General features: G+C 61.3%; 29 protein-coding genes. 16 read left to right on the top strand and 13 right to left on the bottom strand.

The window, feature by feature from the left end; translation table 11 throughout:
* Nucleotides 1-11 precede the first annotated feature (11 nt).
* Nucleotides 12-1,025 (top strand): type I glyceraldehyde-3-phosphate dehydrogenase, encoded by a 1,014-nt coding sequence (gap, locus tag ABID16_RS15000; RefSeq protein WP_354557145.1) that lies wholly within the window; start codon nucleotides 12-14, stop codon nucleotides 1,023-1,025.
* 77 nt (nucleotides 1,026-1,102) lie between these two features.
* Here the strand turns inward: gap and ABID16_RS14995 are convergent, their stop codons facing one another.
* The 3 genes from ABID16_RS14995 to ABID16_RS14985 all read right to left on the bottom strand — a co-directional run bounded on the left by ABID16_RS14995 (nucleotide 1,103) and on the right by ABID16_RS14985 (nucleotide 2,568).
* Nucleotides 1,103-1,348, bottom strand: a complete 246-nt coding sequence (locus ABID16_RS14995) for a hypothetical protein (protein WP_354557144.1) — start codon at nucleotides 1,346-1,348, stop codon at nucleotides 1,103-1,105.
* A 289-nt stretch (nucleotides 1,349-1,637) separates the two neighbouring features.
* Nucleotides 1,638-1,880, bottom strand: coding sequence for a hypothetical protein (locus ABID16_RS14990; protein ID WP_354557143.1), 243 nt, complete (start codon nucleotides 1,878-1,880; stop codon nucleotides 1,638-1,640).
* Nucleotides 1,881-2,016: 136 nt separating this feature from the next.
* The gene (locus ABID16_RS14985) at nucleotides 2,017-2,568 is read right to left on the bottom strand and encodes a methylated-DNA--[protein]-cysteine S-methyltransferase (RefSeq protein WP_354557142.1); all 552 of its coding nucleotides are present in this window, start codon (nucleotides 2,566-2,568) and stop codon (nucleotides 2,017-2,019) included.
* 114 nt (nucleotides 2,569-2,682) lie between these two features.
* On the opposite strand from ABID16_RS14985, the gene ABID16_RS14980 reads away from it, so the two are divergent.
* The 3 genes from ABID16_RS14980 to ABID16_RS14970 all read left to right on the top strand — a co-directional run bounded on the left by ABID16_RS14980 (nucleotide 2,683) and on the right by ABID16_RS14970 (nucleotide 5,694).
* Nucleotides 2,683-3,249 (top strand): 5-formyltetrahydrofolate cyclo-ligase, encoded by a 567-nt coding sequence (locus tag ABID16_RS14980; RefSeq protein ID WP_354557141.1) that lies wholly within the window; start codon nucleotides 2,683-2,685, stop codon nucleotides 3,247-3,249.
* Between the two features lie 16 nt (nucleotides 3,250-3,265).
* Nucleotides 3,266-4,087, top strand: a complete 822-nt coding sequence (locus ABID16_RS14975; protein ID WP_354557140.1) for a TIGR00282 family metallophosphoesterase — start codon at nucleotides 3,266-3,268, stop codon at nucleotides 4,085-4,087.
* 179 nt (nucleotides 4,088-4,266) lie between these two features.
* Nucleotides 4,267-5,694, top strand: a complete 1,428-nt coding sequence (locus tag ABID16_RS14970) for a methyl-accepting chemotaxis protein (protein ID WP_354557139.1) — start codon at nucleotides 4,267-4,269, stop codon at nucleotides 5,692-5,694.
* Between the two features lie 51 nt (nucleotides 5,695-5,745).
* On the opposite strand, the gene ABID16_RS14965 is transcribed toward ABID16_RS14970, so the two are convergent.
* Nucleotides 5,746-6,249 carry a pyridoxamine 5'-phosphate oxidase family protein gene (locus ABID16_RS14965; RefSeq protein WP_354557255.1) on the bottom strand — a complete coding sequence of 168 codons (504 nt, stop codon included), beginning with the start codon at nucleotides 6,247-6,249 and terminating at the stop codon, nucleotides 5,746-5,748.
* A gap of 150 nt (nucleotides 6,250-6,399) precedes the next feature.
* Here ABID16_RS14965 and ABID16_RS14960 point away from each other — a divergent pair, with 150 nt between their 5' ends.
* The 3 genes from ABID16_RS14960 to ABID16_RS14950 all read left to right on the top strand — a co-directional run bounded on the left by ABID16_RS14960 (nucleotide 6,400) and on the right by ABID16_RS14950 (nucleotide 8,593).
* The gene (locus ABID16_RS14960; protein WP_354557138.1) at nucleotides 6,400-7,146 is read left to right on the top strand and encodes a YebC/PmpR family DNA-binding transcriptional regulator; all 747 of its coding nucleotides are present in this window, start codon (nucleotides 6,400-6,402) and stop codon (nucleotides 7,144-7,146) included.
* Between the two features lie 151 nt (nucleotides 7,147-7,297).
* Nucleotides 7,298-8,293 carry a CDF family Co(II)/Ni(II) efflux transporter DmeF gene (gene dmeF / locus ABID16_RS14955; protein WP_354557137.1) on the top strand — a complete coding sequence of 332 codons (996 nt, stop codon included), beginning with the start codon at nucleotides 7,298-7,300 and terminating at the stop codon, nucleotides 8,291-8,293.
* A 24-nt stretch (nucleotides 8,294-8,317) separates the two neighbouring features.
* Nucleotides 8,318-8,593, top strand: coding sequence for a metal/formaldehyde-sensitive transcriptional repressor (locus ABID16_RS14950; protein ID WP_230838980.1), 276 nt, complete (start codon nucleotides 8,318-8,320; stop codon nucleotides 8,591-8,593).
* A gap of 15 nt (nucleotides 8,594-8,608) precedes the next feature.
* Here ABID16_RS14950 and ABID16_RS14945 read toward each other — a convergent pair whose 3' ends face one another.
* Nucleotides 8,609-9,841: an MFS transporter gene (locus tag ABID16_RS14945; RefSeq protein WP_354557136.1), complete on the bottom strand. Its 1,233-nt coding sequence runs from the start codon at nucleotides 9,839-9,841 to the stop codon at nucleotides 8,609-8,611.
* Between the two features lie 68 nt (nucleotides 9,842-9,909).
* On the opposite strand from ABID16_RS14945, the gene ABID16_RS14940 reads away from it, so the two are divergent.
* Nucleotides 9,910-10,350 carry a helix-turn-helix domain-containing protein gene (locus ABID16_RS14940; RefSeq protein WP_354557135.1) on the top strand — a complete coding sequence of 147 codons (441 nt, stop codon included), beginning with the start codon at nucleotides 9,910-9,912 and terminating at the stop codon, nucleotides 10,348-10,350.
* A 20-nt stretch (nucleotides 10,351-10,370) separates the two neighbouring features.
* Here the strand turns inward: ABID16_RS14940 and ABID16_RS14935 are convergent, their stop codons facing one another.
* From ABID16_RS14935 to ABID16_RS14925, 3 genes are all read right to left on the bottom strand, one after another.
* Nucleotides 10,371-11,366 carry an LLM class flavin-dependent oxidoreductase gene (locus tag ABID16_RS14935; RefSeq protein WP_354557134.1) on the bottom strand — a complete coding sequence of 332 codons (996 nt, stop codon included), beginning with the start codon at nucleotides 11,364-11,366 and terminating at the stop codon, nucleotides 10,371-10,373.
* 120 nt (nucleotides 11,367-11,486) lie between these two features.
* Nucleotides 11,487-12,119 carry a LysE family translocator gene (locus ABID16_RS14930; protein WP_354557133.1) on the bottom strand — a complete coding sequence of 211 codons (633 nt, stop codon included), beginning with the start codon at nucleotides 12,117-12,119 and terminating at the stop codon, nucleotides 11,487-11,489.
* Between the two features lie 138 nt (nucleotides 12,120-12,257).
* Nucleotides 12,258-14,555: a methyl-accepting chemotaxis protein gene (locus tag ABID16_RS14925; protein ID WP_354557132.1), complete on the bottom strand. Its 2,298-nt coding sequence runs from the start codon at nucleotides 14,553-14,555 to the stop codon at nucleotides 12,258-12,260.
* 240 nt (nucleotides 14,556-14,795) lie between these two features.
* Here ABID16_RS14925 and ruvC point away from each other — a divergent pair, with 240 nt between their 5' ends.
* The 8 genes from ruvC to ybgC all read left to right on the top strand — a co-directional run bounded on the left by ruvC (nucleotide 14,796) and on the right by ybgC (nucleotide 19,614).
* Entirely contained in the window at nucleotides 14,796-15,308 is a 513-nt protein-coding gene (gene ruvC / locus ABID16_RS14920; RefSeq protein WP_354557131.1) for a crossover junction endodeoxyribonuclease RuvC, read from the top strand.
* 63 nt (nucleotides 15,309-15,371) lie between these two features.
* Entirely contained in the window at nucleotides 15,372-15,626 is a 255-nt protein-coding gene (locus tag ABID16_RS14915) for an AbrB/MazE/SpoVT family DNA-binding domain-containing protein (protein ID WP_354557130.1), read from the top strand.
* A complete protein-coding gene (locus ABID16_RS14910) occupies nucleotides 15,626-16,039 on the top strand; it encodes a type II toxin-antitoxin system VapC family toxin (RefSeq protein WP_354557129.1) in 414 nt (137 codons plus the stop codon). Before ABID16_RS14915 ends, ABID16_RS14910 begins: the two co-directional genes overlap by 1 nt.
* 12 nt (nucleotides 16,040-16,051) lie before the next feature.
* The gene (ruvA, locus tag ABID16_RS14905; protein WP_354557128.1) at nucleotides 16,052-16,663 is read left to right on the top strand and encodes a Holliday junction branch migration protein RuvA; all 612 of its coding nucleotides are present in this window, start codon (nucleotides 16,052-16,054) and stop codon (nucleotides 16,661-16,663) included.
* Between the two features lie 61 nt (nucleotides 16,664-16,724).
* Nucleotides 16,725-17,768, top strand: coding sequence for a Holliday junction branch migration DNA helicase RuvB (ruvB, locus tag ABID16_RS14900; protein ID WP_354557127.1), 1,044 nt, complete (start codon nucleotides 16,725-16,727; stop codon nucleotides 17,766-17,768).
* Nucleotides 17,765-18,667: a metallophosphoesterase gene (locus ABID16_RS14895; RefSeq protein ID WP_354557126.1), complete on the top strand. Its 903-nt coding sequence runs from the start codon at nucleotides 17,765-17,767 to the stop codon at nucleotides 18,665-18,667. Before ruvB ends, ABID16_RS14895 begins: the two co-directional genes overlap by 4 nt.
* A 3-nt stretch (nucleotides 18,668-18,670) precedes the next feature.
* Nucleotides 18,671-19,171, top strand: coding sequence for an NUDIX hydrolase (locus tag ABID16_RS14890; RefSeq protein ID WP_354557125.1), 501 nt, complete (start codon nucleotides 18,671-18,673; stop codon nucleotides 19,169-19,171).
* Entirely contained in the window at nucleotides 19,168-19,614 is a 447-nt protein-coding gene (gene ybgC, locus ABID16_RS14885) for a tol-pal system-associated acyl-CoA thioesterase (protein WP_354557124.1), read from the top strand. Before ABID16_RS14890 ends, ybgC begins: the two co-directional genes overlap by 4 nt.
* Here ybgC and ABID16_RS14880 read toward each other — a convergent pair whose 3' ends face one another.
* The 5 genes from ABID16_RS14880 to ykgO all read right to left on the bottom strand — a co-directional run bounded on the left by ABID16_RS14880 (nucleotide 19,615) and on the right by ykgO (nucleotide 23,711).
* A complete protein-coding gene (locus ABID16_RS14880; RefSeq protein WP_354557123.1) occupies nucleotides 19,615-20,643 on the bottom strand; it encodes a peptidoglycan -binding protein in 1,029 nt (342 codons plus the stop codon).
* Nucleotide 20,644: 1 nt separating this feature from the next.
* Nucleotides 20,645-21,688, bottom strand: a complete 1,044-nt coding sequence (locus tag ABID16_RS14875) for a flagellar motor protein MotA (RefSeq protein WP_354557122.1) — start codon at nucleotides 21,686-21,688, stop codon at nucleotides 20,645-20,647.
* Nucleotides 21,689-21,803: 115 nt separating this feature from the next.
* A complete protein-coding gene (locus tag ABID16_RS14870; RefSeq protein ID WP_354557121.1) occupies nucleotides 21,804-22,829 on the bottom strand; it encodes an alpha/beta fold hydrolase in 1,026 nt (341 codons plus the stop codon).
* A 68-nt stretch (nucleotides 22,830-22,897) separates the two neighbouring features.
* Nucleotides 22,898-23,500: a tetratricopeptide repeat protein gene (locus ABID16_RS14865; protein WP_354557254.1), complete on the bottom strand. Its 603-nt coding sequence runs from the start codon at nucleotides 23,498-23,500 to the stop codon at nucleotides 22,898-22,900.
* Nucleotides 23,501-23,585: 85 nt separating this feature from the next.
* Nucleotides 23,586-23,711, bottom strand: coding sequence for a type B 50S ribosomal protein L36 (gene ykgO / locus ABID16_RS14860; protein WP_109856780.1), 126 nt, complete (start codon nucleotides 23,709-23,711; stop codon nucleotides 23,586-23,588).
* Between the last annotated feature and the right edge of the window lie 58 nt (nucleotides 23,712-23,769).

Below are 23,769 nucleotides of genomic sequence, written 5' to 3'. Positions count from 1 at the left end.
GAGATATCCATATGACTGTTAAAGTTGCCATCAACGGGTTTGGCCGCATCGGCCGCAACGTTCTTCGCGCCATCATCGAATCCGGCCGCACCGACATCGAGGTCGTTGCCATCAACGACCTCGGCCCGGTCGAGACCAACGCACACCTGCTGCGCTACGACTCGATCCACGGCCGTTTCCCGGCCAAGGTCGAAGTTTCGGGCGACACGCTGATCATCAACGGCGGCAAGCCGATCAAGGTCACGGCGATCAAGGACCCGGCAACGCTTCCGCATGGCGAAATGGGCGTCGACATCGCGCTCGAATGCACCGGCATCTTCACCGCGCGCGACAAGGCTGCCGCCCACCTGACGGCCGGCGCCAAGCGCGTCGTCGTCTCGGCTCCCGCCGACGGCGCTGACCTCACGGTCGTTTACGGCGTCAACCACGACAAGCTGACCAAGGACCACATGGTCATCTCCAACGCATCCTGCACGACCAACTGCCTCGTGCCGGTCGTCAAGGTTCTGCATGACCTGATCGGCGTCGATCATGGCTTCATGACCACGATCCACTCCTACACCAACGACCAGCCGTCGCTCGACCAGATGCACAAGGATCTGTACCGCGCTCGCGCAGCCGCGCTGTCCATGATCCCGACCTCGACCGGCGCCGCCAAGGCCGTCGGCCTCGTCATGCCGGAACTGAAGGGCAAGCTCGACGGTTCGTCCATCCGCGTGCCGACCCCGAACGTCTCGGTTGTCGACTTCAAGTTCGTTGCCAAGCGCGCCACGACCGTTGCGGAAATCAACGAAGCGATCAAGGCTGCCGCCACCAGCGGTCCGCTCAAGGGCATCCTCGGCTATACCGACGAGCCGCTCGTTTCGCGCGACTTCAACCACGATCCGCATTCCTCGATCTTCGCGCTCGACCAGACGAAGGTCATGGAAGGCAACTTCGTGCGTATCCTCACCTGGTACGACAACGAATGGGGCTTCTCCAACCGCATGCTGGATACGTCAGTGGCTTTCGCCAAGCTCATCTAAGCGAAACCATCAGGCTGAAATGCAAAGCGCGCCAGAAACGGCGCGCTTTTTCTATTATGGATTGAGGCTTGAAAGACCTACATCGTGTCTTTCATGACCTTCTCGAGCGATGTCTTGCAGTCGTCCATCTTGCCGGCCTTCATCGCAGCCTTCGCGGCGTCGACATCCTTCATCGCAGTCGTCATCTTGTCACCCTTGGCAGCCTTGGCAGCCGTCTCGGCCTTCATCATGTGTGCGTCGTCGCACATCACCGCGTCAGCGGCAAACACAGGCGTGGCCAGTCCTGCCGCGACGATTGCAGTAGCAACGATCAACTTGAACATGATTTTCTCCTCTTCATCGGGCAAGATTGCCCGCATAAAGAGAAGGCGCTTCAATAAAGTCAATTATAAGTCACATTAGACTTTGTCAGGGAAAAGTGGAAATTCGGTCCTTCCGAAAAGACAAACTAAAACAAGGAAAGTGAGAGTCTTTCTGGCTCAATCTGAACCTGAGAGATTATTGCGGAATAACCGGGAACCGCGTCACGGACGTGGCAAACCGAAACCCAAGATCAATCGAAGCGCGCCGGAAACGGCGCGCTTCTTTCCCATCGGGCGATGCAAGCCGAGCTTACATCTTCATGTTCATGACCTTGGAGAGCGCGTCGGTACAGTCTTTCATCTTGCCGTCCTTCATCGCCATCTTCGCCATGTCGACTTCCTTCATCGCCATCGTCATCCCATCGCCCTGCATCTTCTTGGCGGCCTCCTCCGCCTTCATGACGTGAGCCTCGTCGCACATCATCATATCGTCGGCAAAAGCCGGCACCGTCGCAGCGACAAGAACGACGGCGGCAAACATCAACTTGATCATGATCTCTCTCCTCAATCGCGGGCTACATTGCCTCGCCGGGAGAAGGAGCGCTTCATCGCCTTCACATTCAAATCACGGCTGCGCGATGAACGCGATGGTGTTCCAGGACCGCGGCGACATCACGAAGACGAGAGCGTCAGTCGAAAAGTCCCGGCAGCATCGGCTCGCCGCCGTCGAGATGAACGCCTTCCATCGCGAGCAGCTTCGCCTTGGTGACGAGACCGCCGGGCGCGGAAAACCCGCCCGGCTTGTTGCCCGCGGCGAGAACCCGATGACACGGCACGACAACCGGCCAAGGGTTGCGGGCCATCGCGGTCCCCACGGCTTGGGCCGCACCGGGCGAACCGGCAAGCATCGCCAATTCGCCGTAGGTCACGGTCTCGCCCCGACCGACCCTGCGCAGCGCATGATAAACGGTCGCCTCGAAGGCGGCAACGCCGTCGAAATCCAGAATTATGTCGGAGAAATCGACCGCCTCGCCTGCCGCGTAGTCGGAAAGCCGTTCGGCTGTCTCCGTGGCAAAAGCCGGAACCGCGCCCCCTGCCCGGCGCGCGGCCTTGGCCAGCCGCGCGGCCGTCGCCGCTGCATCCCTGTCCGGCAACTGAACACGCAGCAATCCGGCCTCGCTCCAAGCGATGCCGCAGACGCCAAGCGCCGTCTCGAAGAGCATATATTCAGCCGAATCCATGGGACGATCTCGCATCGTCCGATTATGCGTTCGAAAGACGGTGATCGCAATCTGACCCGGCTTGCCAAAGGGCGAGGAATTCCTATTGTCGCGCCAGATAGACCGGAGCGAGACGTGCCGCTGACAAAAGCCGAAATCCGCAAGGAGCGCCTTGCGCACCGCGATGCCATCCCGGCAGAGAGCCGCATCGAGAAAAGCCTTGCCATGGTCGACCACGCCGAGGCGCTGCCATTCGACCCCGGCACGATCATCTCCGGGTTCATGCCCATCCGGTCCGAGGCCGATGTTCGCCCCATGATGTCGGCGTTCAGAGCGCGCGGCGCGCGGCTCTGCCTGCCCGTCGTTCTGGACAAGGAAACCATCGTTTTCCGCGAGCTTCTTCCAACGGCGCCCCTCGTCGATACCGGCTTCGGCACGCGAGGCCCCGGCCCCGAAGCCACGGAACTCGATCCCGATATCCTGCTCGTCCCCCTCTCCGCCTTCGACCGGCTGGGCAATCGAATTGGCTACGGCGCGGGCCATTATGACCGCGCCGTCGACCGTTTGTTGCGGAAAGGGCTTAAACCGAGGCTAATCGGCATTGCATTCGACGTCCAGAAGGTGGAAGAAATTCCTTCAGAACCTCACGACATGCCGCTCGATGCCATTCTGACCGAAAGCGGCCTTACGCGTTTTCGCTAGAACGGACTTTATTTAGATGCGACTGCTATTCCTGGGTGACATGGTTGGCAAGACGGGCCGCACGGCCGTCTGGGAGCGCCTGCCCGGCCTGATTTCCGACTTCAAACTGGATTTCGTCATCGTCAACGGCGAGAATGCCGCCGGCGGCTTCGGTATTACGGAGCAGATTCATATCGACACGATCGACGCCGGCGCCGATGTCGTCACCACAGGCAACCATGTCTGGGACCAGAAGGAGGCGATCGGCTTCGCCGGCCGCTACGACAACTTCCTGCGCCCCGCCAACTATCCCGCCGGCACGCCCGGCAAGGGCTCCGGCCTCTTCATCGCGAAGAACGGCGCCCGCGTGCTGGTTGCCAACATCATGGGCCGCGTCTTCATGCATCCGGAACTCGACGATCCCTTCAAGACGGGCGAAGCGATCCTGGCCGCTTGCCCGCTCGGCGAACAGGCCGATGCCATCATCTTCGACTTCCACGCCGAAGCGACGTCCGAGAAGCAATGCTTCGGCCATTTCGTCGACGGCCGCGCCTCGCTCGTCGTCGGCACGCATACCCATGTGCCGACCGCCGACCACCAGATTCTCAATGGTGGCACGGCCTATATGTCGGACGCAGGAATGTGCGGCGACTATGACTCGTCGCTCGGCATGGAAAAGGAAGAGCCGATCAACCGCTTCATTTCCAAGATGCCGAAGGGCCGTTTCGAGGCTGCGAATGGTCCTGCCACGATCTGCGGCCTGGCCGTTGAAATTTCTGATCGCACGGGGCTGGCGGAAAAGATCGCGCCGCTGAGACTTGGCCCGCGGCTATCGGAAACGGTGCCGGATTTCTGGTAGTCCAGGGCGGCACTGCAATCCAGGGCTGACAAACCGCAAGGCGCATTTCAACGCAAGATAAACGAAAGGCTGTATTTCCGCCCCCAAAATATATCGCGAGGGGCGAAATACTATCTTAACCGTTTTTTATTGAAGTAATTCTAGGCTTACCCTCCATATTCTTTGGCATGGAGGGAAAAATGCTGGGATTGGGAAAAACCAAGGAGCTCGACGCGCTGAAGGCGGAGCTGACGGCGGTCCGTGAACGCTCGTCGCTTCTCGACGACGCCTGCGGCATCGGCCTTTGGGAAGCATTGATGCCGGAAGGCGACGCGGCTCACAAGGATGCGAAATGGGTATGGTCGGCCGAGTTCCGCAGGCTCATTGGCTATCAGAGCGAAGCAGAGTTTCCCAATGTAATGGAATCGTGGTCTGATCGGCTTCATCCGGACGATGTCGCTCCCACCTTCGCGGCATTCGGGGAACACCTTAAGGACAGATCAGGACGCGCCCGTTACAATGTCGCCTACCGCCTCAAGGTCCGAGACGGCAGCTATCGCTGGTTCCGCGCCACAGGCGGCTGCAAATATCAGCCGGATGGCACCACGATCCGCGCCTGCGGTTCGCTCACGGATATCCATGACCAGACGATGCTGGAAGACGCTTCCAAGCGTGCAGCGGCGGAAAACGAAACCGTCATTCACGCGCTTCGCACGGCTTTGACGGCACTTGCAGCCGGTGATCTGACCTATCGAATCGATTCCACCTTCCCGGCTGCGACCGACGTATTGAAGCGTGACTTCAACACCGCGACGCAGCAACTTGAAGAAATCATCAAGGCCGTTGCGGAGGCCGTGTCCAGCATTACCAGCGGCTCCAGCGAGATCAGCCGCTCGACGGACGACCTGTCGCGCCGCACCGAGCAGCAGGCAGGTTCGCTGGAAGAAACCGCAGCCGCCATCGACGAAATCACCTCGACGGTGCAGCGCACCGCGCAGAACACCAACGAACTCGCCTCCGCCACGACAAAAACCCGGCAGGCCGCCGAACATTCCGGCAGCGTCGTGCAGAACGCCATTGCCGCGATGTCGCAGATCGAGCATTCCTCGGGTCAGATCGGCCAGATCATCGGCGTCATTGACGACATCGCCTTCCAGACGAACCTTCTGGCACTGAACGCCGGTGTTGAAGCTGCCCGCGCTGGCGAAGCCGGCAAGGGCTTCGCCGTCGTTGCCCAGGAAGTGCGCGAACTGGCACAGCGCTCGGCCAATGCCGCCAAGGAGATCAAGCAGTTGATCTCCACCTCGAGCGATCAGGTCGGTAAGGGTGTGAACCTCGTCGGCGAGACCGGCAGGGCGCTTGAGACCATCGTCAGCGAAATCGCCGGCATTACCGGCCTTATCTCCGAGGTTGCCCAGTCGGCCAAGGAACAGGCAACGGGCGTTCGAGAAATCAACAGTGCGATCACCCAGATGGACCAGATGACGCAGCAGAACGCCGCCATGGTGTCCAACACGGCCAATGCCAGCCACTCGCTCGCTTCCGAGGCAAGCCATCTCGCAGAACTGGTCTCGCGTCTCAAAGTCGCTCGCACACAGCAGAGCTACAGCGGCCGCCGCGCCGCCTGAAGGTGCATTCCACCAAAGGAAAGAGGCGGGGCCGAAACCCCGCCTCTTTTGTTATGCAAACGCGATGTGCTTGTGCACGCCCACATCCGGTTCCTTGTCCGGATCGAGATTGGCCTTGGCGATCTCCCAGCCAAAGGTGAGCAGGTTGCCGGTCGAGGCCCAGAAGCTGCATTCGGTCGGCCGGAAATGGAGCATCGTCAGTTCCGGATCGTCCTTGCCGTCGCGATACCAGGCCGCAACGACGGAACTCCAATATTCCTCAACGCGAGCCGGATCGGCATCGAGCGCGATCGGCCCCTTCAGCACAGCATGGAAATCGTGGTCCTTGCCGACGACGACGAAGGTCGCCTGCGCCGCTGGCCCGATGGCGCGCGCGAGATCGCTGCTCCTGCGGGTATAGAACCAGATTGACTTGGTGGCCATATCGAGATTGGGCGACATTGGCTGCAGGGAGAAGCTCTCCCCGTTCAAACCCAGCATGCCGGCACTGACGCGGTCGAGTTCATCCCAGATGAGCTTTTCCGGGTCCTTATTGGCAGTCGAGAGGCTTACCATCGTCATGTCCTTTCGTTTTGTCGCGAGGTCGGGTTCACCCCGTTAATCCGCGACCGCACGAAATGGTTCCACATCTGGACGAAGCGCCTCAAAATCCTTATAAGGCGCCAAAATCTCGAAAATTCCTGATGAAATACGCATAGGGGTGCCATGGCTGGCCATTCACAGTTCAAGAACATCATGCATCGCAAGGGCAAGCAGGACAGCGTCCGGTCGAAGCTCTTCTCCAAGCTTGCGCGCGAAATCACCGTTGCCGCCAAGGCCGGCCTGCCGGATCCGTCCATGAACGCCCGCCTGCGCCTGGCCATCCAGAACGCCAAGGCGCAGTCCATGCCGAAGGACAATATCGACCGTGCCATTAAGAAGGCAGCCGGTGCCGACGGTGAGAACTATGATGAAGTCCGCTACGAAGGCTACGGCCCGGGCGGCGTCGCCGTCATCGTGGAAGCGCTGACCGACAACCGCAACCGCACCGCCTCCAACGTCCGCTCGCTCTTCACCAAGGCCGGCGGGGCGCTTGGCGAAACCGGCTCCGTCTCCTTCTCCTTCGACCGCGTCGGCGAAATCACCTACAAGGCATCCGTGGGCGATGCCGACAAGGTGATGGAAGCCGCCATCGAGGCAGGCGCCGAAGACGTTGAGTCCAACGAAGAAGGCCACACGATCTATTGCGGCTTTGAAGACACGAACGAAGTCTCCAAGGCGCTCGAAGCCGTTCTTGGCGAAGCCGAGACCGTCAAGTCCGTCTGGAAGCCGCAGAACACGGTCCCGGTCGACGAAGAAAAGGCCCAGTCGCTGATGAAGCTCATCGACAACCTCGAAGACGACGACGACGTGCAGAACGTCTACTCGAACTTCGAAGTATCGGACGAAGTCATGGCCAAGCTTTCGGCCTGACCCAGCCCGACAATCCATTGCATGCGCGATCCCCGGCCTGTCCGGGGATTTTGCGTTTTGGGCCACTGGTCAGGATTCGCCATGCGACAAAAGACCTGTTGCGAGAGCATCATATATAGGGTACCCCCCTATATTAAATAGGAGCGCGACCATGAGCGATCACCATTCCCATCATCATCCGCATGATGACCATCACGACCAGACCCACGGTGCCCTGCCCGCACAGCACGAGCATGTCTTTCTGGGCGAAGGCCACGCCCGCAACGAGAAGCGGACCTGGATCGTAATTGCCGTGACGGCCACGATGATGGTCGTCGAGATCATCGCCGGCAATGTCTACGGCTCGATGGCGCTGGTGGCGGACGGCTGGCACATGTCGACGCATGCGGCGGCCATGCTCATTGCCGCGCTTGCCTATTCCTATGCCCGCCGTCATGCGCGAAACCCCCGCTTCACCTTTGGCACCGGCAAGCTCGGCGATCTGGCAGGCTTTACGAGCGCCATCGTTCTGGCGATGATCGCGCTGCTGATTGCCTGGGAAAGCTTCATGCGGCTGCGCGCGCCGGTTTCGATCAACTTCCGGGAAGCGATCCTGATCGCCGTGATCGGCCTTGCGGTGAACCTCGTCTGCGCATGGCTGCTCAAGGACGACCATCACCACCATGGCCATTCCCACGGACACGACCATGACCATGACCACCATCATCACGACGAGGGCGGCAAGGACCAGAACCTGCGCGCTGCCTATCTGCATGTGCTGGCGGATGCCTTCACGTCGGTGCTCGCCATCGTCGCCCTGACACTGGGCAGCCTCTACGGCTGGTCATGGCTCGATCCGGTCATGGGCATTGTCGGCTCGCTCGTCATCGCCAACTGGTCCTGGAGCCTGATCCGCGACACCGGCGCGACGCTGCTCGACTATGTGCCGGAAGACGAGGACCTGCCGGAGGAGATCCGTGAGATTGTTGCCCGCGAAGGGGCTGAAATCGTCGACCTGCATGTCTGGCAGCTCGGCCCCGGCCATCACGGCGCCATCGTCTCGATCCTCGCCGACCATCCGAAGGCCCCCTCCTATTATCGCGAGAAGCTTGCAGTGATCCACGATCTGTCGCATGTGACGGTGGAAGTGGAAGCACGCGCCGCCTGAGCGGTTTTCCAAAGGCTCGAAGACATGACCCATACGATCCGCGAGAAGCAGAAGCTCATCAACCGCGTCCGCCGGCTGCGCGGCCAGATGGAAGCCGTCGAACGGATGCTGGAAGAGGAAAAGGGCTGCGCGGAGGTCATGCAGCTGATTGCCGGCATCCGCGGTGCGGTCAACGGCCTGATGGCCGAGGTGATCGAGGACCATATCCACCACCACCTCGCCGCCCCGGAACTGACCCAGGCAGACCGCAACGAGGCGGCGGGAGAGTTGGTGGATGTCGTCAGGGCCTATCTCAAATAGCGAGGTCCTGACGCGTCACGCCGCTTTTCTTCCAAAAGCGACCTCCAGCAACAAGGCGAAAAGCATCAGAGCGCCCGCGAGCAGAAATGTCACCCTCATCCCGTCTGAGATGGCATCCGCACTGGCGCTGGCGATATCCGCTCGTCCGACGCCACAGGCAAAGACCGCACCCATGAGCGAGGCCCCGGCGATGAGCCCGGCATTGCGCGAAAGGCTCAGCAACCCCGATACCGTACCGCGCAATGCCTTGCTGATATCCGCCAGCACCAGCGTGTTGTTGGCCGCCTGGAAGAGCTGGTAGCCCGGCGTCAGCAGGGAAATCGCCACGATATAGCCTGCTACGCCGGCAAAGCCCGGCAGGACCGCGAGCAGCAGTGTACCGAGAAAGAGCAGGCCGAGCCCAAGCCTCAGCACCCGGCCGCTTCCCCAGCCATCGACCAGCCGACCCGCCGGGACACCACCCAAAATCGAGATCACCGGCCCAACGGTCATCACGAGCCCGACGCTCGCGGGATCAAGCCCCAATGACAGGGCGAGAAAGAACGGTCCGACGACCAGCGTCGTCATCATGACGGCGGCCACAAGAACATTGATCACAAGGTTGGGCAACAGCCGGCGGTCCATCACGCTGAGAAGCGACGGCGCCTTTGCCTTCGGCTTCGGCGCGTCTGTGGGCAGCAGAATTGCCACCAGCAACAAGGCGATCAGCGCAAGCGGGACCTGCACAGCAAAGATCCCACGCCATCCCGCCAGCGGCAGCAATAGCCCGCCGAGCGATGGCCCGAGCGCCGTGCCCAACGCCGACACCGTACCGAGCAGACCCATGGCTCGCCCCACCTGAGCCTCACTTGCCAGTTCACGCATCAGGGCCATCGCCAGCGTCATGAGAATGGCAGCACCAATACCCTGCCCGACACGGGCACCGATCAACAGCACGAGGCCCGGCGCGATGGCGCAGGCTAGCGAAGAGATGGCGAAAAGCCCGAGCCCCGCAAGCAAAACACGCCGAAGCCCGAACCTGTCGCCCAACCGCCCCGCCACGACAACTGAAACCGTAAGCGCCGCCAGATAGCTCACGACCACCGCCTGCACCTCGGCAAACGGAGCAGCAAATGCCTGCGTCAGCGTCGGCAGCGCGATATTCGCAATGCTGGTACCCAGCGATGCCAGCAGCGCCGAGAGCGACAGCGCAGCCGTTACCCAAACCGGAGCCGCGCTGCCGGTATCATCGATTTTCCCTGTGTTCATGTCTTTCACCCTTGTCTGAAATTGCATTCAGGCGCAGGCTACGAATTCAAGCCAACTTGAGGTCAAGCATGAAATTTCTCGACATCGGCGATGTGTCGGCACAGACCGGAGTAAAGCCCTCGGCGCTTCGTTATTATGAGGAAATAGGCCTGATCCAGTCGCTGTTCCGCCATGGCTTGCGCCGCCAGTTCTCACCGGACGTGCTGCTGCAGATCAAGCTGATCACGATGGGCCAGTCTGCAGGTTTCTCGCTGGAGGAAATCGCGGCCATGTTTGGGAAGAGTGGCAGGCCCGATCTGCCGCGCGATGCCCTGCACCGCAAGGCTGACGAGATAGACGACAAGATCCACCAGCTGACCGCGCTCCGCGATACCCTGCGTCACGTCGCGGAGTGCAAGGCGCCTTCGCATATGGAATGCCCGACATTCCGCCGGCTGGTGGAACTATCCGGAAAGAAGGGCCGTGTCCGGCTCAAAAGGAAAAGGCCGCAAACTCCCGGCGTCATTTGACGGCACCGGACGACAAACGCTCAGCTCTTCTCGAACATCTCCATTTCCGAGACAGCCTTCACCGCCGCCAGCCGCTTCTCGATATCGAAAAGCGTGAAGGAGACGATGATCTCATCCGCATCGGTATCCTTGATAAAGCGCTTGAGCTTTGCCTCCACGGTATCCCTGGAGCCGACGACCGCGAATTGCAGCGTGTGTTCCACCATCGTCCGCTCCATCGGCGTCCAGTGCTCGTCCATGTCGGCAACCGGCGGCGGGTATTTGCCGGGACGGCCGCGGCGCAGGTTGACGAATTGCTGCTGGGCCGAGGTGAAGTAATAGGCCGCCTCTTCATCCGTTTCCGCCACCACGCCCATGACGCCCGCCATAACATAGGGCTGATCCAGCTGATCCGAAGGCTCGAAGCGGCTGCGATAGATGTCGATCGCTTCGAAAAGCTGGTCGGGCGCGAAATGCGAGGCGAAGGCGTAAGGCAGACCCAGAGCCGCCGCCAGATGCGCACTGTAGAGGCTCGAGCCGAGAATATAGAGGGGAACCTGCGATCCCATGCCCGGAACGGCAATCACACGCTGACCTTCGACGCGCGGCCCGAGCCAGGCCTTCAGCTCAAGAATATCGTCCGGAAACCGCTCGGCCGCCGCCTGCATGTCGCGGCGCAATGCCCGCGCGGTCGCCATGTCCGTTCCCGGCGCACGGCCAAGCCCGAGATCGACGCGGCCCGGAAAGAGTGCCGCGAGCGTCCCGAACTGCTCGGCAATGATATAGGGCGAATGGTTCGGCAGCATGATCCCGCCCGAGCCTATACGGATGCGCTTCGTCGCGTGTCCCGCATGCCCGATGACGAGCGATGTAGCCGCACTGGCAATCCCCGTCATGCCGTGGTGTTCGGCGAGCCAGAAGCGCTTGTACCCCGCCGTCTCCGCCGCAATGGCCATGCGTCGCGTATTCTCCAGCGCGTCCGAAACGGTCGCGCCTTCGCTGACGGTGGAGAGATCGAGAACGGAGAAGAAAGTCATGGGAAGGGCCTTTCGAGGTGCAGGCCCTTATCTAGGCACCGAAATGCCCCAACCCAAGTGATCCCGTCAGCCATACCCGCAAAATTACGCGAGTCGCTGCTGCCTCAAGGCGAGAGCGCGTCAATTCCGCTGCAGAGCCAGATGCGTACCCAGCCCCACCAGAACCGCGCCTCCCGTCCGCTGCACCAGTCTTTGCAACCGTGAAGACTGCTTGAGCCGCGAAACGATGAGGTTGGCAAGCAGAACACTGACGATATCGGCAAATGTGAAGATCGCATTCACCGCTGTGCCCAGGATCGCCAATTGCGCCCATAGCGATAAACTCGCCGTGCCGTCGATAAACTGCGGGAGGAAGGCCATGAAGAAGATCGCGGTCTTCGGGTTCAATACCTCGACAGCAACGCTCTGGGCAAAGGCCTTGCGCGCCGAAGTCTCCGGTCTCGTCGACATCTCTGTCGGTGCACCGTCCTTTGCCCGAAACAGGCAGATCCCAAGCCATACGAGATAGGCCGCGCCCGCGAGCTTGACCGTGCTGTAAAGCAGCGGAACCGCATGGAACAGAACCGAAAGCCCGGCCGCCGCCGCCACGACATGCGCATAAGCGCCGATGTGAATACCCAGGACCGCCATCAGTCCGGCCTTACGCCCGCCCGCCATGGTGCGCGCCGCGGCATAGAGCATCGCCGGCCCAGGAATGAAAGCGAAGGCCGCGGTCGTTAGCACAAAGGCAATCAGCACTTCGATTCCCGGCATATATCACCCTCTTTTCCGCCAATGCATTTCATCAAGGGATTAGCGCACGCGAACCCGTCAAAGCGGGAGAAAGAATGCGCAATATCGGAAATTTTCGCAAGCCGGCCCCGGCCGACAGGAGGCCTTGAGCCGGAACGATCACCCCGCCATTCGATACCCGCCGCGATCGTCTTCCAGACGGAACTGGCCAAGCCGCTGGTCCATCTCGCCGGCCTCGTGCGCCAGCTTGTGGACGGCTGCCGTGGTTTCCTCGACCATGGCGGCATTCTGCTGCGTGGCCTGTTCCAGCTCGCCGACGGAGGCGTTGATGGCGCGAAGTGAATCCGCCTCTTCGCGGGTCGATTCCATGATCGAGCGGATGCGCCCGTCGATATCGGCAACGTGGCCGCCGATCGCGCCGATTGCGGAACCGGCCTTCTCCACCAGCGAAACGCCTGCTTCAACGTCGCTGGTCGATTTCGCCAGCAATGCGGTGATTTCCTTGGCTGCATTGGCGGAGCGTTGCGCCAGCTCGCGCACTTCCTGCGCGACAACGGCAAAGCCCTTGCCGCTTTCGCCGGCGCGGGCGGCTTCCACCCCGGCATTCAGCGCCAGAAGGTTGGTCTGGAAGGCAATCTCATCGATGACGCCGATGATCTGGTTGATCTTCTGCGACGAGGCCTGAATGTTCTCCATCGCGACGATCATGCTCTGCATGATCCCGGACGAGTCGTCGGCGCCGTCGCGCGCGGTCTTGGCAATGCGGGCAGCATCTTCGGCGCGCGCCAGTTGCTCGCGCACCGCCTTGGTCACCTGATCGATGGCCGCCGCGGCCTGGCTGATGGAGATCGACTGGCGCTCCGTCCGGGCCGCCAGCTGGTCAGCCGAAGTGCGCATCTCGGCCGAGCCTTCGCGAACGGCTGCGGAATTGCCGCCGATTGCCAGCATGGCATCGCGGAGCTGCTCGACAGAACGGTTGAAATCCAGCCGCAGCATTTCGAGTTCTGCAGGAAAACGCCCGTCGATGGTGCAGGCCAGATCGCCACCGGCCAACCGCCCCAGCCCCGAACCCAGCGCACTGACAACGCCTTGCAACTGCTGAGCTTGCGCCTCGCGCTCAGCCTGCCGCTGGTCGCGTTCACGCTCGGCATCGACAGCCATCTGGGCCGCATTCGCCTCCATCTCCTTCTGCCGCTGCAGCGACTGGCGGAAGCCGTGAAGCGCGCGCGACATCACACCGATCTCGTCGCTGCGGTCCTGGAATCGGATCGGTGCACTCACATCGCCCGCAGACACCGCCTGCGTCGCTTCGGCCAGAACGCCGAGCGGCGAAAGCATGCGTTTCAGGATGAAGGCAGACGCCACGACGCCTGCCAGCATGACGAGCGCTCCGGCACCCGCCATGAGAATGGCGATATGTCTGGAGCCGGCCTCCAGAGCGCCAATGCTGTCGCTTTCGGCAATCAGATAGCGACTGCCATAGATAGAAACCGGCTTGGTGAAGACGCGCGCCGGACCGTCGGCCCGCCGGAAATCCGCCTGGAACACCTGCTGCGCTGCCAGCGCATCCGCCATGAAGGAAAATTGCCGGGCGTCCACCGTAGCGATCGCACCTTGCGCAGATACGCCAAGTGCCTGACCGTCGCTGCTGAGGATGTTGACCTGCTCCTCACCACCCACCGGAAGCGCCTTGGTCATGACATCTGCAAGCGCGCGATCCGCGATCTTGAAAATGACGAAGCCGCGCGGCGCGCCGAGTTTCAGCAGCGGGACGGCGAAATAGATGTCGGTCTTGCCCGTCATCGGCGATATCACGAGACCCGAAAACACCGTTTCCGCCGTCTCCCCGTCCTTCGAGGCGGCAATGGCCTTGTTGGCAAGCGCATAGACTTGACCGAGACCGGACTTGGCCAGATCGCCCGAGGCGACATTGCGCGCGAAAGTCTCGGACTTCTTGTAGGAATAGATGATATTGCCCTGCGTGTCGGCCATCAACAGATCGGAAAACGGCCCGTTCGCCAGATAGGTCTGCACATCGGCTTGCGCCTTTTCATGCGAAGAGAAGTAAAAGCCGCTCTGCCCCTCTGCCTTGACAAGAAGCTCGCGCTTGTCTGCAGGGCTGGAGTTTCGCGTGACATAGACGTCGATCAAAGCCTTGCCGGCATCTCCGGCGCTCTTCTCCACGGTCTTCCAGCCGCTCTTGAGGTTTGTCAGGTCCTGCTGCAGGGCCTCGATACGAGCGATCGATTCCGCCTGCCCCCGCAATTGCGCGAGTTTCTCGGAAAGCATATCCGCCCGGAAGGTCAATGTCGCTTCACGCGACACCGAAGCCTGTTGCTGAAACACGCCAGCGCTGCCCGTATAGGCAATGGCCAGGAGCACGGCGCCCGACAGCACCATGAAAAGTACGAACAGACCCGTGACACGGGCCCTGACTGATTTGAATACTCGGCTCATCGATCCACCGCTCACAGCGGACAGGTCACGGCGTGCCAAATGCCACCGCAGAACTTCCGCATCACGCCATCCATGGTCCATTCTTCCACTGGTTGCGCTTACTTCATGGTTAACAAAGCCTGCTTAAATTAGGGAAATTCGATATTTCATGGCCTTCAAACGGGTAAGTCTTGCATCTGGAGGCGATATTCCAGGTCGGACAACATGTGCAGCGTCCGCTTTCTGTCCTAACGTCGGGTCATGAAAGACATGATTCGCATCATCGGCATCGATCCGGGGCTCCGCCGTACCGGCTGGGGCATCATCGAAAGCCTCGGCAATTCGCTTCGTTTCGTTGCATCCGGCACGGTCACCAGCGATGGCGACATGGACCTGGCCTCGCGGCTGTGCCAGCTGCATGACGGACTGGCCGAGATCATCCACGCCTACCAGCCGCACGAAGCCGCCGTCGAGCAGACCTTCGTCAACAAGGATGCCGTGGCGACGCTGAAGCTCGGTCAGGCCCGCGGCATTGCCATGCTGGTCCCCGCCCGCGCCGGCCTGAAGGTGGCGGAATACGCGCCCAACGCGGTCAAGAAATCCGTGATCGGCGTCGGCCATGGCGAAAAGCAGCAGATCCACATGATGCTGAAGGTCCTGATGCCGAAGGCTGAATTCAAGGGTAATGACGCCGCCGACGCCCTCGCCATCGCCATCTGCCACGCCCACAATCGTGGCGCCGCCGCCAGCCGCCTCGCCATGCTGGCGGGCTGATGTTCTTGACTTGTTCTAGGAGTAAGAGTATTCCTTACTTCTCTAAGGAAGCAGGAAACGGCGATGCGTGTCACATCCAAAGGCCAGGTCACAATCCCGCGGGATTTGCGGCAGCTGGCCGGCATTCATCCCAATAGCGAAGTCATTTTTTCCATCGAGAACGGAAAACTGGTGGTCGCCCCGAAGATCGACCCGAGTGCTGCGCTGGAGCGGCAACGCCTTGATCGGTTGACTGCGGCGCTCGACCGTCTGGAAGGAACAGGCGACCAGATGCTTGATGCCGACGCGCTGATGTCCCTGACCAGGGATCGCGACTGATGGCCACGATGATCGACACGAACATTCTGGTCGATGTAGCCGTGCGCGATCCGAACTGGCTCGGCTGGTCGCGGCGCAAGATCGCCGAGGCTGCCGCGCGCGGAACGCTGATCATCAATCAGATTATCTTTTCCGAATTTTCGGTGCGCTACGAAAATGTCGAAACGGTCGAAGCGCTCTTGCCCGCGGACGAATTCCTGCGAGAAAGCCTGCCTTGGCTCTCCTCCTTCGCGGCCGGCCGCGCCTTTGGAGCCTATCGTCGCAATGGTGGCGCCAAGGAGCGCGTTCTGCCGGACTTTCTGATCGGCGCACACGCTTATCTGCGCGGCTATAGCCTGCTCACGCGCGACCCCAAGGGCTACCGCGCCTATTTCCCCGACCTCGACATCATCTCGCCCGAAACGCATCCCTGAAAGACTTTTCCCATGATCGGCAAACTCAAAGGCACCGTGGACGAAATCGGCGAGGACTACGTGCTCGTCGATGTCCATGGCGTCTGTTACCTCGCCTTCTGCTCGGCGCGCACGCTCTCGAAACTCAATGTCGGCGAGGCGGTGGTCCTGTTCATTGAAACCTATGTGCGCGAGGATCAGCTGAAGCTCTTCGGTTTCACGACGCCTCTAGAGCGTGAATGGTTCCGTCTGCTGCAGGTCGTGCAGGGTATCGGTTCGAAGGTGGCGCTCGCGGTCCTTTCGACGCTGACGCCGTCGGAACTCGCCAATGCCATCGCGTTGCAGGACAAGACCGCCATTTCGCGCGCGCCCGGCGTAGGCCCCAAGGTCGCGATCCGCATCCTGACGGAACTGAAGAACAAGGCTCCGGCCTTCGCCGGCGAAGCGGTGAACATGGGGCTCAAGCAGGAGATCGGCGAAGGCGTCGCCAGCGCTCCGGTGGCGGACGCCGTCTCCGCGCTCACCAATCTCGGCTATTCCCGCGACCAGGCTGCAAATGCCGTGGCCGCCGCGCTGAAAAATGGCGGAGAAGGGGCCGATAGCGCCAAGCTCATACGCCTGGGGCTCAAGGAACTGTCGCGGTGAGGCTGGCCTTTCCTTCGTCCGCGTTCATCGCTAAAGCCGTTGTCGAAACGGGATCGACCACATGAACCAGCCCAATCCGCTCCTCAATCCTGAAAAACGTGGCGAAGACGTCGATACGGCGCTGCGGCCCCAGTCGCTGGACGAGTTCACCGGTCAGGCCGAAGCACGCGCCAATCTCAAGATCTTCATCGAGGCGGCCAAGAACCGTGGCGAAGCGCTGGACCATGTGCTTTTCGTCGGTCCGCCCGGCCTCGGCAAGACGACGCTGGCGCAGATCATGGCGAAGGAGCTGGGCGTCAATTTCCGCTCGACCTCCGGCCCGGTCATCGCCAAAGCCGGCGACCTTGCAGCCCTCCTCACCAATCTCGAAGAGCGCGACGTGCTCTTCATCGACGAAATCCACCGCCTCAACCCGGCAGTCGAGGAAATCCTCTATCCGGCGATGGAAGATTTCCAGCTTGACCTGATCATCGGCGAAGGCCCGGCGGCGCGTTCAGTCAAGATCGACCTGTCGAAGTTCACGCTCATCGCCGCGACAACCCGTCTCGGCCTTCTGACGACGCCGCTGCGCGACCGTTTCGGCATCCCTGTACGGCTGAATTTCTACACCGTCGAGGAACTGGAGCTGATCGTGCGGCGCGGCGCGCGCCTGCTGGGACTGAACATGACCGACGACGGCGCACGCGAGATCGCCCGGCGCGCGCGCGGCACGCCCCGCATCGCCGGTCGCCTGCTTCGCCGGGTCCGCGACTTCGCGGAAGTCGCCCGCGCGGAGGCCGTCACGCGCCAAATCGCCGATGAGGCACTGACCCGGCTGCATGTCGACAATGTCGGCCTCGACCAGCTCGACCGGCGCTATCTCTCGATGATCGCACACAATTTTGCCGGCGGTCCGGTGGGGATCGAGACCATCGCTGCGGGGCTTTCCGAGCCGCGTGACGCGATCGAGGACATCGTCGAGCCCTACATGATCCAGCAGGGTTTGATACAGCGCACCCCACGCGGCCGTATTCTCACCGCAAATGCGTGGAAACACCTGGGCCTTAATCCACCTAAAGATATCGAAAAAACCCAGATCAGCCTTTTTCAGGACGACAACGATTGATTACCAGACGCGGTTTTCTCAAGCTTGCCACGACCGCCTTCGCCTCCGCCGCAGCACTCTTCGGCTACGGCATGGTGGCGGAAGCCATGGGAACACCCCGCATCCGGAACTACGCTTTCACCCCGCCCCGCTGGACGCCCGGCCTCAAGCTGCGCCTGGTTCTTCTCAGCGACATCCACACCACGAAACGTTGGATGGAGATCGACCGGGTGGCGAGCATCTGCGACACCGCCAACGGGCTCGGCGGGGATATGATACTCCTGCTGGGCGACTATGTGAACGCCATGGACGAACTGGGCGTGCCGCTGCCCAACGACGATATTGCAGCCTGTCTCAAGAGGCTCTCTGCCCCGCTCGGCACGCATGCCATCCTCGGCAATCACGACTACTGGCATTCCTGGAATTTCACGAAGGATCCGCGGCTGATGCCGAAGATCGGCCACGCCTTCGAAAAGGCTGGCATCCCGCTGCTGATCAACGACGCGACCCGGCACGAGAAGGACGGCAAACCCTTCTGGCTTGCCGGACTTGGCGATCAGCTGGCTTTCCACTTCCAGCACCCGCCGGGACGCGAGGATGACGGGGGCGTAGACGATCTCCCTGCGACACTTGCCAAGGTGACGGATGATGCTCCGGTCATCCTGATGGCCCACGAACCCGATGCGTTCCCCGATGTGCCCGATCGCGTATCGCTCACGCTTTCCGGTCATACCCATGGCGGACAGGTCAACATATTCGGCTGGTCGCCGGCGATGAATTCGCGCTTCGGCACCCGTTTCAGGGGCGGCCATATCGTGGAAAATGGTCGGCATCTCGTCGTTTCGCGAGGCCTTGGATGCACGACGATCCCGTTTCGTCTTGGGGCATGGCCCGAAATCGTGGTGCTCGACATAGGCTGACCGATGACGCGCAAAACCATCCGCATCAAGCTCGCCAAACGGCTCTTCAACATGCGCATCGCAGGCCTCGCCTTCCGCGACGGCCACGTGCTGGTCCATCGCGCGACGCATGAGAAATTCTGGACCTTCCCCGGCGGCACGGCGGAAGTCGGCGAAAGCTCCGCCGACACGCTCATCCGCGAGATGAAGGAAGAGACGGATTGCGATGTGACGTTCATCCGCCATCTGTGGACGGTCGAGAACTTCTTCAGCTTCGAGGGCCGCAAGTGGCACGAGATCGGCGTCTATTACCTCATGCAGATGCCGGACCACTTCCCGTTTCGACCCGAGGAGATTGTCCACCGCGTGCGCGACGCGAAGAACGATCTTGAATTCAAGTGGGTTCCGGCCGACAAGGCGCGTCTTGAAGCGCTCCCGCTGCAGCCGGATTTCATCCCGGCCCGCATCGCGGATCTGCCCCTGACAAGCGAACATCTCATCCACCGCGAGAGCGTGCCCGAATGACCGAGACCTTTTCCCTTTCCGGCGAGCTGGCCGCCGATGGCAGCCACAGGCTCACGCAGCGCGTCTACTATGAAGACACCGATTTCTCGGGCTTCGTCTATCACGCGCGCTATCTGCATTTCATGGAGCGCGCCCGCACCGATTACCTGCGCTGCCTCGGCGTCGAGCAGAGCGCCCTGCACCAGATGGATGGCGAAGGCCTGATGTTCGTTGTCCATCGTATGGAGATCGACTTCAAGTCGCCGGCCCGGATGGACAATGTGCTGACCATCGAAACCGCGACCGAAAAGGCCGGCGGCGCCAAGATGGTGCTGAACCAGAAAATCCTGCGCGGCGAAACGTTGCTGATCGCTGCCAAGGTCATCATCGCTGTCGTCAATGCGTCCGGCCGCCCGCGCCGACTGCCGGAGACGCTGGCCAAGTCCTTCCTCGGCGAGGCCTGATTACTTCTCGGTCAGCTTGAGCTCGATGCGCCGGTTCTGCGCGCGCGCTTCCGGCGTATCGCCAGGCGCAATCGGCTGATACTCGCCGAAGCCCGCAGCGACCAAACGGTCCGCCGGCACGCCCTGGCTGATCAGATATTTCACCACCGACGTCGCACGGCCCGAAGAAAGCTCCCAGTTGTCGGCATATTTACCAGTGCCGGAGAGCTTCACATTGTCCGTATGCCCATCGACGCGCAGCACCCAGTTGATTTCCGGCGGGATTTCCTTGGCAAGCTCAATGATCGCCTGCGCCAGTTTCAGCATCTCGGCCTTACCGGCATCGTTCAGGTCGGCGCCACCCGAAGGGAAGAGTACTTCCGACTGGAAGACGAAGCGGTCGCCGACAATTCGGATATTCTCGCGGTCGGAGAGAATTTCGCGAAGCCGCCCGAAGAAGTCGGAGCGGTAGCGGTTCAATTCCTGAACCTTCTGCGCCAGCGCCACGTTCAGCCGTCGTCCAAGATCGGCAATCTGCGCCTGCGACGCCTGATCCTTGGACTCCGCCGCCTGCAGCGCGCCCTCAACGGCAGCGATCTGCGCGCGCAAGGCCGCGATCTGCTGGTTGAGAAGCTCCACCTGGCTCATCGCCCGCGCCGAAACCTGCTTTTCGGCATCCAGCTCGCCGGAAAGCTGGCCGATCCGCGACTGCGCGCCCGAGGCGATCCCCGAACCAGCATCGAGCAGCTTCTGCAGCCGTGACTTGTCTCCCTCGGATTGAGAAAGCGAGGCCTGAAGCGCGGCGAGCTGATCCTCCATATCCTGCTTGCCGCTCTTTTCGAGCGCCAGAAGCTGCGTCAATTCGTTGATCTGGCTGTTCAGCCGGTTGAGCACCTGGTCCTTGCCGGAAATTTCGCGGCTGAGGAAAAACTGACCAAGCACGAAGACCGTGAGCAGGAACATGATGGCGAGCAGAATCGTCGACAGCGCGTCGACGAATCCCGGCCAGTAATCGATATGCCGCTGCTGGCGGCGGCGACCGATCGCCATCCTATTTATCCTCCAGCGCCTTCACGAGACGCTCGAGCGCCACGCGAAGATCACGCGATTCGGACTGATGGGCCTCGATCCAGTCGCGCAGCATCTGTTGCTCGGTGCGCATGTTCTTTACTAGCCCCTGGATGCCCTCGGCCAGATTGGCCATGGCCGTCGTGGCGCGCTGGTTGGAGGCGCTCTCGCTGGCCAACCGCGACAGCTGCTGCGTGACGAGGCGAATTTCATCCTGCGCCTGCAGCGGCATCAGCGGCGAACCGCCCGGAGCGGCCTGCACGCCCATATCGCTGGAGACATCAGTCACCGAGGAGAGCCATTCTTCCAGCTCGTTGTAGAACCGGTTCTGTGCCCGGCCCGCCTGCAGATCAAGGAAACCCAGAACAAGCGAGCCGGAGAGACCGAACAGCGAAGACGAGAAGGCCGTCGACATGCCGGAAAGCGGCGCCGACAGCCCCTCCTTCAGCGCACTCAACACATCAGCCGTATCGCCGGAGCCGACGCTCAGCGACTGGATGACGGAACTGATCGAGCCAATGGTCCCGAGCAGACCCCAGAACGTGCCGAGCAGGCCGAGAAAGACGAGAAGCCCGGTGAGGTAGCGCGTCGTATCGCGCGACTCGTCGAGACGGCTGGCAATGGAATCCAGGATCGACCGCAGCGCTATTGCCGAGATCGCGATATTGCGGCTGCCAGCCAGCAGCACCCGCATAGGCGCGAGCAGGACCGGCGCGCGGCCCGCCTTGTCGATGCTGCCGGCCGCGCGGAAGGCGTTGAACCAGCGCACCTCGGGCCGCAGTCTGAGAACATGGCTGAAATTGAGAATAATGCCGATGAGAAGCACGCCCAGGATCAGACTGTTCAGTCCCGGATTGGAGATGAACGCTGCATGCGCCTGCCTGTAGAGAATGGCGGCGACGAAAGCGGCAAGAATGATGAAGATCGCCATCGGCCAGAAATAGGCCATTGGGCTCGACAGCTTCTGGATATAGTCCTCGTTCTGGACGACCCGATCCCGCTCCACCGTGACATCCAGATCCGACATAGACTATTCACCTCCAGCAATTTGGCGCGAGGTTAGTGGAAGACTGCGTTGAAATGAAGCGCAAAAACATGCGCACTTCAAGGCCTTGCACAGCTTGGTTGACGGACCCGCCGCCCTATCTTGCAGTTGCAGCATGCAGGCTCTGCGGCGCGCGGAAAACCGCTGCCATCGCCGCCAGATCGCGGGGCTTGCCGGCAAGCTTTTCGATCGCTGCCACAGCAAGGCCGTTCGCCACGTAATCCGTCTTGTGTCCAACGCCCTTGAGCCAAAGGAGTTCCGAATTCGGAATATCGCGCTTGAGGCCCACCGAGTGGATTTCCTCAGCAACGATATCGTCGCTGTCGCCAGTGATGATCACCGTCGGCGCGGTAATCTCCTTGTAGCGCGGCGCCATGGTCCTCACATAGGCGTTCAGCCCGGAGACGTCGATGGCATTGGCGTAAAACGCGCCCGCACGGAGGATCATGCCCGGCATGGTCTCAGCAACATAGCGAGGCGGCATGGGATTGGGCGCAAAGACCGCCCGGCTGCCGCTCTCGATCCGCTCCAGCCCGACCGGCAGAAGCATTGTATGACGGAAGATCGTGCCGATGACCGGCGTCGCCGCCAGATCATAATACCAGTCCACACCACCGTTCCACGGATGGGTCGCCGCCGACAGGAAGAGCAGACCGGCGGTCTTGTCCGGATGGCGCACGCCAAAGCTCGCGGCAATCGCCCCACCGAGCGAATGACCGACGATGATCGCGCGATCGATCCCCTTCTTTTCCATGAGGTGCGCAATCGCATCCGCCTGCCCTGCCGGCGTATCGTTCTCCGGCCCACCGCGATCGGAATAGCCATAGCCCGGCCGATCGACGAAAATCAGCCTTGCACGACCCTCCAGTGCGGGCCGGAAGGCAAAGAGCTGATCTCTCAGATTGCCACTCGCGCCATGGATGAAGACAATCGGCGGCAGGTCAGCATTGGCACCTGCCGGCAGATCGACGCTGTTCAGCGCATAGCCGCCGACATCCGTCCGCGTGCCGATATTCGGATAGACGGTTTCGAATTCCGAGGTCTTCCACACGGTGAAGACAAATCCGGCAGCCAGCGCCATCATTGGAACAACAACCAGCAGCGCCAGAAGAGCTTTCAGCATAAGGGCAACGATTCGATTTTCAAAAACACTGTGGGAAATACGCAGAATACTAAAAGTTGGATCGGCGATCAGGTCTTGTTGCCGTCGAGCTTTTCCGAAAGCGTCCGCACGTGACCCTGCGCGTCGCGATTGGCGGGATAGAGATCGATGACCCGGCGCCAGATGTCCAGCGCCGCCGCATCCTGCCCGGCATCCTCAAGGATCGCCGCCATGCCCGACAGAGCCCCGAAATGGCGCGGTTCGCGGGCGAGCACCTGCGCGATATCGGCCATGGAACGCTCGAAATTGCCGGTCTTGGCATGCAGCGTCGCCCGCTTGTTCCAGCTTTCCGCATAGTCGGGCTTCAGTGCTATCGCCTGGTCCAGATAATCGAGCGCCGCCGAATACTCCTGCTTGGCCGCAGCCGCATCTGCCGAGCGCAGCATCAGATCGACGGTGGCGCTTCCGGACGTGTTCCACACGCCCCAGATCTGGGCGACGACGCCCTCGGCGGCAGACGGATCGCGTAGGCGCTTCAACTGCGCAAACAGCGTATCCAGTTTCTGGGAAGGAGAAGTTGCCGCGAGCGGTGGCGGCTCCTGCTCAGAGGACTTGCCCGCGGGCGGCTCCGCGGCGGCGGTCAGAATCACGAGAGGCAGGATTGATACGACAAGAAAACGCATGGCGGAGATCGTACTCCGCCATGGTCGAATATCAACAGATTTATGCTGCATCACGCCCGAGACCCCATTCGGCTCGAAGGCGCGCGGCGCGCAATCAGCCCTGACGAGCCTTGTAGCGCGGGTTCAGCTTGTTGATGATGTAAATGCGCCCCTTGCGGCGAACCAGACGGTTTTCGCGATGGCGGGCCTTCAGCGACTTGAGCGAATTCTTGATCTTCATTTTACTGATCCGCGTGGTTGGAAGAAACGTTTCCGCTCCTTCATCACAATCTATACAA

The sequence above is a fragment of the Limnomicrobium aquaticum genome, assembly GCF_040545545.1.
In the GTDB taxonomy this organism is placed as follows: Bacteria; Pseudomonadota; Alphaproteobacteria; order Rhizobiales; family Rhizobiaceae; genus Ensifer_A; species Ensifer_A aquaticum.
The sequence above is the reverse complement of the archived record's forward strand: the minus strand, read 5'-3'. Positions and strand labels throughout refer to the sequence as shown.

Excerpts from the sequence above, each read along its gene's own strand:
- gap (WP_354557145.1), top strand. The coding sequence starts at position 12 with ATGACTGTTAAAGTTGCCATCAACGGGTTTGGCCGCATCGGCCGCAAC.
- ABID16_RS14995 (WP_354557144.1), bottom strand. The coding sequence starts at position 1,348 with ATGTTCAAGTTGATCGTTGCTACTGCAATCGTCGCGGCAGGACTGGCC.
- ABID16_RS14990 (WP_354557143.1), bottom strand. The coding sequence starts at position 1,880 with ATGATCAAGTTGATGTTTGCCGCCGTCGTTCTTGTCGCTGCGACGGTG.
- ABID16_RS14985 (WP_354557142.1), bottom strand. The coding sequence starts at position 2,568 with ATGGATTCGGCTGAATATATGCTCTTCGAGACGGCGCTTGGCGTCTGC.
- ABID16_RS14975 (WP_354557140.1), top strand. The coding sequence starts at position 3,266 with ATGCGACTGCTATTCCTGGGTGACATGGTTGGCAAGACGGGCCGCACG.
- ABID16_RS14970 (WP_354557139.1), top strand. The coding sequence starts at position 4,267 with ATGCTGGGATTGGGAAAAACCAAGGAGCTCGACGCGCTGAAGGCGGAG.
- ABID16_RS14965 (WP_354557255.1), bottom strand. The coding sequence starts at position 6,249 with ATGGTAAGCCTCTCGACTGCCAATAAGGACCCGGAAAAGCTCATCTGG.
- ABID16_RS14960 (WP_354557138.1), top strand. The coding sequence starts at position 6,400 with ATGGCTGGCCATTCACAGTTCAAGAACATCATGCATCGCAAGGGCAAG.
- dmeF (WP_354557137.1), top strand. The coding sequence starts at position 7,298 with ATGAGCGATCACCATTCCCATCATCATCCGCATGATGACCATCACGAC.
- ABID16_RS14950 (WP_230838980.1), top strand. The coding sequence starts at position 8,318 with ATGACCCATACGATCCGCGAGAAGCAGAAGCTCATCAACCGCGTCCGC.
- ABID16_RS14945 (WP_354557136.1), bottom strand. The coding sequence starts at position 9,841 with ATGAACACAGGGAAAATCGATGATACCGGCAGCGCGGCTCCGGTTTGG.
- ABID16_RS14940 (WP_354557135.1), top strand. The coding sequence starts at position 9,910 with ATGAAATTTCTCGACATCGGCGATGTGTCGGCACAGACCGGAGTAAAG.
- ABID16_RS14935 (WP_354557134.1), bottom strand. The coding sequence starts at position 11,366 with ATGACTTTCTTCTCCGTTCTCGATCTCTCCACCGTCAGCGAAGGCGCG.
- ABID16_RS14930 (WP_354557133.1), bottom strand. The coding sequence starts at position 12,119 with ATGCCGGGAATCGAAGTGCTGATTGCCTTTGTGCTAACGACCGCGGCC.
- ABID16_RS14925 (WP_354557132.1), bottom strand. The coding sequence starts at position 14,555 with ATGAGCCGAGTATTCAAATCAGTCAGGGCCCGTGTCACGGGTCTGTTC.
- ruvC (WP_354557131.1), top strand. The coding sequence starts at position 14,796 with ATGAAAGACATGATTCGCATCATCGGCATCGATCCGGGGCTCCGCCGT.
- ABID16_RS14915 (WP_354557130.1), top strand. The coding sequence starts at position 15,372 with ATGCGTGTCACATCCAAAGGCCAGGTCACAATCCCGCGGGATTTGCGG.
- ABID16_RS14910 (WP_354557129.1), top strand. The coding sequence starts at position 15,626 with ATGGCCACGATGATCGACACGAACATTCTGGTCGATGTAGCCGTGCGC.
- ruvA (WP_354557128.1), top strand. The coding sequence starts at position 16,052 with ATGATCGGCAAACTCAAAGGCACCGTGGACGAAATCGGCGAGGACTAC.
- ruvB (WP_354557127.1), top strand. The coding sequence starts at position 16,725 with ATGAACCAGCCCAATCCGCTCCTCAATCCTGAAAAACGTGGCGAAGAC.
- ABID16_RS14890 (WP_354557125.1), top strand. The coding sequence starts at position 18,671 with ATGACGCGCAAAACCATCCGCATCAAGCTCGCCAAACGGCTCTTCAAC.
- ybgC (WP_354557124.1), top strand. The coding sequence starts at position 19,168 with ATGACCGAGACCTTTTCCCTTTCCGGCGAGCTGGCCGCCGATGGCAGC.
- ABID16_RS14880 (WP_354557123.1), bottom strand. The coding sequence starts at position 20,643 with ATGGCGATCGGTCGCCGCCGCCAGCAGCGGCATATCGATTACTGGCCG.
- ABID16_RS14875 (WP_354557122.1), bottom strand. The coding sequence starts at position 21,688 with ATGTCGGATCTGGATGTCACGGTGGAGCGGGATCGGGTCGTCCAGAAC.
- ABID16_RS14870 (WP_354557121.1), bottom strand. The coding sequence starts at position 22,829 with ATGCTGAAAGCTCTTCTGGCGCTGCTGGTTGTTGTTCCAATGATGGCG.
- ykgO (WP_109856780.1), bottom strand. The coding sequence starts at position 23,711 with ATGAAGATCAAGAATTCGCTCAAGTCGCTGAAGGCCCGCCATCGCGAA.